Annotated in this window: 3 protein-coding genes; all 3 read left to right on the forward strand. The window is 39.1% G+C overall.

Translation table 11 applies throughout. The annotated features are described in order from the left end of the window. The first annotated feature begins 5 nt into the window (after positions 1-5). Genes JOD96_RS03755 through JOD96_RS03765 form a run of 3 tightly spaced genes read left to right on the forward strand, consistent with a single transcriptional unit; the run spans position 6 to position 6584 of the window. The gene (locus tag JOD96_RS03755) at positions 6-422 is read left to right on the forward strand and encodes a hypothetical protein (protein ID WP_209562928.1); all 417 of its coding nucleotides are present in this window, start codon (positions 6-8) and stop codon (positions 420-422) included. Beyond that, positions 419-1873 carry a gliding motility protein SprC gene (gene sprC / locus JOD96_RS03760; protein WP_209562929.1) on the forward strand — a complete coding sequence of 485 codons (1455 nt, stop codon included), beginning with the start codon at positions 419-421 and terminating at the stop codon, positions 1871-1873. The genes JOD96_RS03755 and sprC overlap by 4 nt, the downstream gene beginning before the upstream one ends. 1 nt (position 1874) lies before the next feature. Then, positions 1875-6584: a type IX secretion system membrane protein PorP/SprF gene (locus JOD96_RS03765; protein ID WP_209562930.1), complete on the forward strand. Its 4710-nt coding sequence runs from the start codon at positions 1875-1877 to the stop codon at positions 6582-6584. The last annotated feature ends 64 nt before the right edge of the window (positions 6585-6648 follow it).

The following is a 6648-nucleotide window of genomic DNA, read 5'->3' on the forward strand; positions in this document are numbered from 1 at the left end:
ACATAATGGCCCCAACGATAAAAAAATATTTTATTAATATAATATTTTTGGTTTCGCCTGTAACGCTAAGTTTATATGCACAAAGTGCAACAGAAAATCCTGTATCTTCTGTTAATGCTACTTGTGAAACTGCGTCTACATGTAATCAAAAGAATGATATAGCTGATGAACGTATCATCAGCAAATTAGAGAATTCTAATCAGTTTATAGTAGGGCTATCCATCCCCAAGGATAGCCTTAGTATGGCAGCTGATGAGAATGATCAGACTACATCTGAATGCGAAGAAAACTCAGTATTATCAGCTTCTTACTCTGCTCTTGCAAAAGACATTATCGAGAACTATAAATACGATTTTTCAGAAACATTTATAGATATTTTGTTTTTTGAAGATATAGATTTAGCTAGAAAACGCACTATATGATTCGAAAAACTACTTTATATTTAACTCATTGTGTTGTATTTTTAAGCCTTCTTTTATTCACTGAAGCAAATTTACATGCGCAAATATCATCGATATCACCACAACAAGTATCCTTTGAAAGAATTTGTGCTGGTGATATTGTTGATGGAGTTAAGTTTAATGAATACTCTGTCTCTTTTACTTATTTAAACTTCCCTGCAGATGTAGTTTTTGAAGCTCAGTTATCTGATGAATTTGGAAATTTTACAAACCCAACTGCAACAACAACTCTTGAAACAATACAGGTTTCGGCAACGCAGCAAACAATAAAATTTGCCGTTCCGACCAATTTAAAAGGATCAGACAGTTACAGTCTGCGTATCATCAGCAACAAAAATGTACAAAGCCAGAACGTTAAAAACTTTTCGGGAAACACTACATTTTCAGCTTATTATATGTCGTATGTAAATTCCTTTTTTATTAATAACAAGGATCAGAATGCTACTATTTGTGCTGGAGGTAATTTAACCTTATCGGTTTATAATCCAACTCCGGAAGTACCTGAATCATCTCCTGCAAACAGCCCAAACCTGAAATATAAATGGTATAAAGATGATGTCCTTATTGCCGGACAAACGGCAAGTTCAATCATTGTTAGCAGTACCGGAATTTACTATGCTGAAATTGATTACGGATTTTGTACTTCTGAAAACATCAGTTCAAATCGTGTTACGGTTACTTCGTCAAGTTCAGGAAGCGCTGTTACTATTACCTCAAGCTTAGGAAATCCTTTTTGCCCTAACGGGACAGGAACTGTCTTGCTAGCTACGTCTGGTAACAGTTATGTTTGGAAAAAAGACGGAGTTGTAATTCCTGGAGTTACTACCCGTTCGTATACTGCAGATAATGCTGGTATATATACAGTAGAAGTTGATTTTGGCGGGTGTATAGCTACAGGAAGTATTGATTTAAAAGTTAACGGTTTTTCGGCAAGTATCGATGTTGCAGATGAACATATACTTGCAGAAGGTGAGACATTAAACGTTTCATTAACTACAGATGCTACGACCCCAACAATTCAGTGGTATCTAAACGATAATCCTATTAATGGCGCAAATGGACTAAGTTATTTAGTTACCCTAAGAGGAAATTATAAAGTGGTAATCTCTCAGGCTTCGGGTTGTGTGGCAACTAGAGAATTTAATTTTACTATAAGAGGCCAAGGCAAATCAACTGTAATTCCAAATATAGTTAGCATGCAAAACCCATATTGGGATCTACCAGTTGAATATCAAAATCAACAAACGAATGTAATTATTCTCAGTTCGCAAGGTGAAATTGTTTTTGAGGGTGTTAATTATGATTCTTCAAAATGGGTTATTAAAGATTTTAAAAATGTAAATCCAGTATATTACTATGTCATTCAATCCGACACAGGTGAAAAAAAAGGATCAATAACTGTGATAAAATAATATGAAGAAAATTTTACTATTCATAACTTTATTTTACGGTTTTTCAAATTTACTCTATTCCCAGGAAGTTCCTGAGAATGGAGTTGTTTCGTTTTCGTTACCTATAAGAAATTCATTAAAGTTTAATAGATATTTAATTAACCCTGCATTTAGCTTTGTTCGCGAACAGAATGCATACATAAGTTTCTATAATAAAAGACAGTGGACTCAGTTTGAGAATGCACCAAACACCTATTTATTTGGTTATTCAGGACGCTTTAGAGAAAATGAAGCCTTTGCATTTGGATTATTTCAACAGAATTACGGATTAATGACAGTATTTGGCGGAGTTGGTAACTTTGCCCATAATATTGTTTTGCAGGAAGACAGTAATTTAACTTTTGGTCTTAATGTGGGCGCTTACCAAAGCGGATTGGACAAAGGGAAAATAATATCAGATGATTCTCAAATTGGAAATGTCGATTATCCATCAAACACAATGCTTACCATTAACCCAGGTATTAATTATGGTACAGCTTTCCTTGATTTTGGAGTATCTGTAAATAATTTAATTCTTTACAATTTTGGTTCAGGTGTTGTAAAAAATGACCCGGAAAGAGCTATCGAACTACATGCAATGTACACAGGTTATATTGACAGTTACGGTTTTTTTGACAGAAGTAAATTTTCAGGAATTGTAAAAACAGAAATCAAAGAAGAGAAAACAATAATTTCCGGACTTGCCATGGTTGCTATTCCAAAAGGAGTTTGGGCACAGGCAGGATATAATTCATTATATGGAGTTTCTGCAGGACTTGGTATTAATATCTCACCAAGTATTGCTATAGAATACAATTATGAAAGAGGAATGGGGAACTTTTCTAATCTGGGTGGTTCTCATGAATTTGCTATCGCATACAAATTCAAAAACAAAAACTATTATTATGGTGATGACGAAGAAGGTTCTATTATAGATCCTGCTAAGGCAAAACCTGTAATGGTTAAAAAGACAACATCAACCACACCGGTTACAAGAACAAGTGGTGCTGAAAAAGCGAAACTTGCTGCCGAAGCAAAAGCCAAAGCCGATGCAGAAGCTCAAAGAGTAAGACTTGCAGCTGCAGAAAAAGCCAAGGCCGATGCCGAAGCTGCTGCAAAAGCAAAATTAGAAGCAGATACAAAAGCCAAAGCAGACGCACAGGCATTAAAAATAAAATTAGCTGCAGATGCTAAAGCGAAGGCCGATGCCGAAGCAGAAGCGAGAGCTAAAGCCGTTGCAAATAAACCAGCTGCAACTCAAAGAACACAAACGCAGACACAAGCACAATTAGCTGCAGATAACAAAGCAAAAGCAGATGCACAAGCTGCAGAGCGTGCAAGATTAGCTGCTGATAACAGAACAAAAGCAGATGCACAAGCAGCAGAAAGAGCACGATTAGTTGCAGATAATAAAGCCAAAGCCGATGCGCAAGCTGCTGTAAGAGCAAAATTAGCAGCAGATAATAAAGCCAAAGCCGATGCCCAGGACGCAGAAAGAGCAAGACTGGCTGCAGATAATAAAGCAAGAGTAGATGCGCAGGCTGCAGAGCGTGCAAGATTGGCTGCTGCAAAAGGTAAAGTTGATGCAGAAGGCGTAGCTAAAACGCCAGCTGTTACAAATACACCCGCTGAGCCACAAAAAACTGCGGCGCAACTGGCTGCTGATAAAGCTAAGGCAGATGCAGAAGCTGCAGCAAAAGCAAAACTAGATGCAGATAATAAAGCTAAGGCAGATGCAGAAGCACTTAAGGCGAAATTAGCTGCAGATGCTCAGGCAAAAGCAGACGCTGCAGAGGCTAAACGTAAAGCAGATGCAAAAGCAAAAGCTGAGGCTGCAGATTTACAATCTATATTAGCTGCAGATGCAAAAGCAAAAGCAGATTCTGATGCACTTCAGGCAAGGTTAGCCGCAGAAGCAAAAGCAAAAGCTGCCGCTGCTGTGAAAACTAAAGCTAGTATTGATGCTGCAAACAGAGCAAAAGCTGCTGCAGATGCAAAAGAAAAAGCAGCACAAGAAGCAGCACTAAAAGAAAAAGCAGCACAAGAAGCAAAAGCAAAAGCAGATGAAGAAGCGAGACAGGCCAGAATTGCTGCAGATGCAAAAGCCAAAGCTGATGCAGAAGCACTGAAAATAAAATTAGCAAACGACGCAAAAGCAAAAGCTGAAGCAGATGCTTTGCAAGCAAAACTAGCAGCCGAAGCAAAAGCAAAAGCCGATGCAGAAGCAATACAAGCAAAACTAGCAGCGGACGCGAAAGCTAAAGCTGATGCAGAAGCATTACAAGCTAAGTTAGCAGCTGACGCAAAAGCAAAAGCCGATGCAGAAGCAATACAAGCAAAACTAGCAGCGGACGCGAAAGCTAAAGCTGATGCAGAGGCAATACAAGCTAAGTTAGCAGCTGACGCAAAAGCAAAAGCTGATGCAGAAGCATTACAAGCTAAGTTAGCAGCTGACGCAAAAGCAAAAGCCGATGCAGAAGCATTACAGGCAAAACTTGCAGCAGATGCAAAAGCGAAAGCTGATGCAGAAGCAATACAAGCTAAGTTAGCAGCTGACGCAAAAGCAAAAGCAGATGCAGAAGCATTCCAAGCTAAGTTAGCAGCGGACGCAAAAGCAAAAGCCGACGCAGAAGCATTACAGGCAAAACTTGCAGCAGATGCAAAAGCGAAAGCTGATGCAGAGGCAATACAAGCTAAGTTAGCAGCGGATGCAAAAGCAAAAGCCGATGCAGAAGCATTACAAGCTAAGTTAGCAGCGGACGCAAAAGCAAAAGCCGACGCAGAAGCTCAACAAGCAAAACTTGCAGCAGACGCCAAAGCGAAAGCTGATATGGAAGCTAAATTAATAGCTGATGCTAAAGTAAAAGCTGATGCAGAAGCAACAGCAAGATTACAAGCAGAAGCAGAAGCTAAAAAAATACAAATAGAAGAAGAACGTCAAGCTAAGTTAGCAGCCGACGCCAAAGCGAAAGCGGATGCAGAAGCACTTCAAGCTAAGTTAGCTGCAGATGCCAAAGCAAAAGCCGATGCAGAAGCACTTCAGGCAAAACTTGCAGCTGATGCCAAAGCGAAAGCAGATGCAGAAGCATTACAAGCGAAACTTGCAGCTGATGCCAAAGCTAAAGCAGATGCAGAAGCACTTCAGGCGAAACTTGCAGCTGATGCCAAAGCGAAAGCTGATGCAGAAGCACTTCAAGCTAAGTTAGCTGCAGATGCCAAAGCAAAAGCAGACGCAGAAGCACTTCAGGCGAAACTTGCAGCAGATGCCAAAGCGAAAGCAGATGCAGAAGCACTTCAGGCAAAACTTGCAGCTGATGCCAAAGCGAAAGCAGATGCAGAAGCATTACAAGCGAAACTTGCAGCTGATGCCAAAGCGAAAGCAGATGCAGAAGCACTTCAGGCAAAACTTGCAGCTGATGCCAAAGCGAAAGCAGATGCAGAAGCATTACAAGCGAAACTAGCAGCGGATGCGAAAGCCAAAGCTGATGCAGAAGCACTTCAAGCTAAGTTAGCTGCAGATGCCAAAGCAAAAGCAGACGCAGAAGCACTTCAGGCGAAACTTGCAGCTGATGCTAAAGCGAAAGCAGATGCAGAAGCACTTCAGGCGAAACTTGCAGCAGACGCCAAAGCGAAAGCGGATATGGAAGCAGCTCAGGCTAAATTATTAGCAGATGCAAAAGCAAAAGCCGACGCAGAAGCTAATGATAAATTAAAAGCTCAGGAAGAAATAAGACAATTACAATTAGCAGAGGAAGCGAAACTTGCAGCTGAAGCTAAAGCCAAAGCTGATGCAGAAGCACAAGCAAGATTAATGGCATCTCAAAAAGATGAGACAGCAAAAGCTATAGATAACCTGACGCAATCTCTGGATGCTAGTGCTAAAACACAAAGCGATTTATTGGCACAGTTTAATGCAACAGTGGCAAACAAACAAAAAGATCTTAATGATTTAAGAGAAGAAAATGATTTAAGTGATAAAGGTATTTACAAAGAACCGAAACCATTTAAAAGTGTTGCCGCAGAAAACAGCCAGTTAGAAGCTTTGAAGTTGCAGATTGCTGAAGCCAATAGAGCTCAAAAAGATGAAATTGCCAAATTGACTAATTTATATAACGAAAGACTTAAAAAAGTACCAAATAAAAATGATGCTTTAAACAAAGCTTATCTGGAAAAAATAAATCAATTGAAAGCGGCACAGCTTAAAATGGAACAGGATAGTATAGACTTACTGGCAAATTTAGAGCGTATTAAAGCTGAAACTGAAATTGAGAAGAAACGTAGAATTAAACAGGCGGCATACGAAAATGACCAGGGAAGATATGCACAGGATCTGGCTGCTCTGAAACGTATTAAGGAAACAACAAAACCTAGTAGCACACCATTGACTGCAAGTGATTTTGATTTTGGAGAAGACCAGTCAAATATGCAGATTATCAAGAATATCAAAAATTCTGAAAGTGGGTACTATATGATTGTTGCGGTACACAGCAGCGTTGAAAAAAGAGATGAATTTTTAACTAAAGCAGTTGCTGCAGGAGTTACAAACATTAATTTCTTCTACAATATTGCAACTAGTAAATATTACATCTATTACGAAAAATTCGATGGATTATCTGAGGCTCAACAAGCATTAGGAACTAAAGGAAGCAAGCCATATAATGGGAAAATGGCCATCGTAAAAGTGGAGAATTAATAATAAGAATTAGTAAAGAATAAATATGGCTGGCAGCTTCTTATTTTGAGAAGTACATATTAAA

Origin of the sequence: Flavobacterium sp. 1355 (assembly GCF_017833415.1) — a bacterium.
Lineage (GTDB): Bacteria > Bacteroidota > Bacteroidia > Flavobacteriales > Flavobacteriaceae > Flavobacterium.